Origin of the sequence: Micromonospora yasonensis, from assembly GCF_026013475.1 — a bacterium.
GTDB lineage: Bacteria > Actinomycetota > Actinomycetes > Mycobacteriales > Micromonosporaceae > Micromonospora > Micromonospora yasonensis.
The window spans coordinates 1-3356 of record NZ_JAPDPH010000388.1 but is presented as its reverse complement, the minus strand read 5'-3'; the positions used below and the strand labels follow the sequence as shown (position 1 = coordinate 3356).

The following is a 3356-nucleotide window of genomic DNA, read 5'->3' as shown; positions in this document are numbered from 1 at the left end:
ACCGCCAAGTGGGCGGAGGGCTTCGTGGCGGCCCCCAAGCCGGGCAGGGCCACCATCCGGGTGTACGGGCGGGCCTACCCGGAGCGGGCGGCGTACCCGTCCACCATCCCGTACCAGACCATCTCGCCGCTGCAGTACACCTTCCCCGCCGGCCAGCGGTACGCGGTCGGCGGTGTCGTGCCGGGCGAGTACTACCGGGCGGTCTCGTTCGACGGCTCGGCGCCGGATGACCGGACCGTGGTCCGGGGCGAGATGCAGTACGTGCAGATCCAGTTCGGCCACCGGGTGATGTTCGTCAACCTCGACGACGTGGACATCGTGCCGGCCGCTGCCGGGACCTCCTGAGCAGCAACCAGCGCGACTAGTGCAGGAAGGGTTCCCGGTCGGACCGGGAACCCTTCCGCCGTTTCGAGGCAGAGTTTTCAACCGATAACCAAAAGTAGTAGTTCGTTTACAAAAAGCTTCGGGTTCGCTAGATTCCCATGTGTCGATAGATCACGGGGGCGTACATCTTCGACACCTAGCGAGACCTGCTCTCCCGCGATCCGACGTGCACAGCACCGTCGACGAAGGGAGACGCGGTGCGTACAGGAATGGTGGAGGTCGTCCCACTCGCCCTGCTGGGCGTGGTGGCGATGACCGTGTTCATCCGGGCGAGGAGCAGACGGCGCTGGACCTACCTGGCCGGGGGACTGCTGGCCGGGGCGTGGCTGGCGGTGACCGGCGGGGCGGTGTGGGCGATGTCCAGTTCCATGGCTGCCGACCTGCCGCCGAAGGCAACCGACCCGGGCAATCCGTGTGTGTCCGGGGCACCAGCACGCAGCTTCGATGTCTCACTGATCAACATCCCGATCTTCCTCAACCGCTTCGGCGACGTGGTTCCCGAGGGCCGGATGTACGTCCTCGACGAGAACATCTCCACCGTCCGAGCCAACTTCGCCAAGGCCGCCGACCCCAATGACCAGGCGGACCTGATCGAGCCGCTGGTGCTGCGGGCACACCGGGGCGACTGCGTGACGATCAAGTTCACCAACCGCCTACATCAAGAAGCGCCGCCGTTCGTCCGAAACGACTCGATCTTCCTGCTGCCCGGCGAGCAGTTGTCCGCTCCCGGGACCGTGACGCCGGAGCCGCGCCATTTCGCGCCGGCCCGGACCACCCCGCACAACGATTTCGACCCCAATGCGGCGCCTCCGGCGTCGATCCACATGGAGGGTCTGGCCTTCGACCCGAAGGGTTCCGACGGTACGGCGGCGGGTAAGAATCCCGACTCAACCGTGCTCCCCGGCGCCACCGGCACCTACCGATACTCAGCGGCGGTCGAGGGCGAGTTCCACTTCAACGACGGCGCCGACCTCACCTCGGTGGAGACCGGCGCCGGCAACGCCATCGGCTCGCACTCGTTTGGGGCCTTCGGCGCGATCGTGGTGGAAAAGCCCGGCACCAGCTGGGTAGACGCCCGTACCGGCGAGCCGCTCCCGTCCGGGACACGCGCGGTCATCAAGGACCCGGCGCCCGGCGCTCCCGACCATCGGGAGCACGTCATCTTCATGCACGACGAGGTGGAGGCAGCCTCCGGCATCCTCACCCGGTTCTGCCGGAACGGGCAGGACGGGGTGGCCGAGGCCCGGGCCAACGGGGAGTGCGTCGACCCGACGGCCGACGAGCTGGCCAAGCTGAAGAAGGGCACCCTGCCCGGGCTGTCCGGCGGGGACGCGGACGCCCTCGTCCAGGGCGCGGTGCCGGTCAAGCTGGAGTGGTTCGCCTTCAACTACCGGGCGGAGCCAGGGTTCAACCGGGAAGAGATCGGCTGCCCGGCGGCGACACAGGGCGTTCAGGGTTTCGACGCGAACGAGTGCCACGGCGAGGAGACGGTCCTGTCCTCCTGGGCGTACGGCGACCCGGGCGGTGGCGATCTCGTCTTCGCGAACTACCGCGGCGAGCCGATGCAGATCCGGCTGCTGCACGCGGCCGAGCGCGAGACCCACACGTTCCACTGGCACGTCAACCGGTGGCCGTTCGACCCGAAGGACGAGGGCGGGCTGGCCGAGGTGAGCAAGCCGACGCACCACATCAATGTCACCAACATCCTCGACGTGCAGGCCGTCTCCCCGGGCGCGCACTACGCACTCATCCCCGAGGGTGGCGCCGGCTCGTCGCACGACAACAAGCCGGCGACCTTCGGTGACGTGATCTTCCACTGCCACCTTTACCCGCACTTCGCCAACGGCATGTGGGCGTTGAACCGCACCCACGACAAGCTGGAGGACGGCAACCGCACGCTCCCGGACGGCACCACCGTGCCAGCCCTGCTGCCACTCGAGGACTTCGACTACCAGCCGGGGGTCGACGGGGTGAACCCACCGCCCCCGCCGACGGAGGCCAAGCCGGGCTACCCGCACTTCGTGCCCGGCAAGTTCGGTTTCAAGGCGCCGAAACCGCCGCTCGGGGTGGCGAGCCGGCAGGCCGGGGGGCTTTTCCCGCCAACTCAAAAGGAAAAGGACGCGGCGGATCCGGGCGCGCAGGTCCCTGGCGGCTTCTTCCAGAACCCCTGCCCGGCCACCCGGTCCGACGGCCAGCCGACCCCGGTGAAGATCTTCGACGTCGCGGCCATCCAGGTCGCGCAGTTCTACAACGAAGAGTTGCAATGGAAGAACCCGCAGTCCCGGGTGTACGTCCTACAAGAACAGAAACAGGCGGTCATCGACGGGCGAAAACCGAAGCCGTTCGCGCCGCTGTTCAACGTCGGTGACTGCGTGATCTACAACTTCACCAACGAGTTACCGGAGAACTTCGGCGGCAACGTCTTCGACCGGGCCCAGATCACCAACGAGGCCGGCATCCACCAGCACCTCGTCCAGTTCGACGTGCTGACCTCTGACGGCGCCGCCAACGGCTGGAACTACGACCAGGGCGCCGATTACGGAAAGACCATCACCTACCGGTCGTTCGTCCACGAGGACCTCGCCACCAGCAGCTTCCACGACCACTTCTTCGCGAATGTGCACCAGGACAACGGGCTCTTGGGCGGGGCGAGTGTGCATCCGGCCGGCTGCACGTACACCGACTCGATCACGGGAACACCCGTCCGGGTCGGGACGATGGTGGACATTAAATGCCAGCCGGGCACCGACTACCACGGCAGGGCGATCGACGACCGGGACTACCGAAACTTCTCGGTGTTCGTCGAGGACCACGTACCGATGTTCAAACCAGCAGACCCTAACGACCCCAACGACGACCAATTCGTCACGCCGGACGGCGTGCCGATCTACCCCCCCAAGTTCCCCTCCAGCCCGGACGACCAGGGCGTGGTCGGCCTGAGCTACTCACTGGAGCCGTTCGAGGGGCGGCGG

Annotated in this window: 2 pseudogenes; both read left to right on the top strand. The window is 67.1% G+C overall.

What is annotated here, in order from left to right:
• Positions 1-345: pseudogene (locus ONA70_RS35455) on the top strand (N-acetylmuramoyl-L-alanine amidase); the annotation flags it as partial.
• 236 nt (positions 346-581) lie between these two features.
• Positions 582-3356: pseudogene (locus ONA70_RS35450) on the top strand (hypothetical protein); the annotation flags it as partial.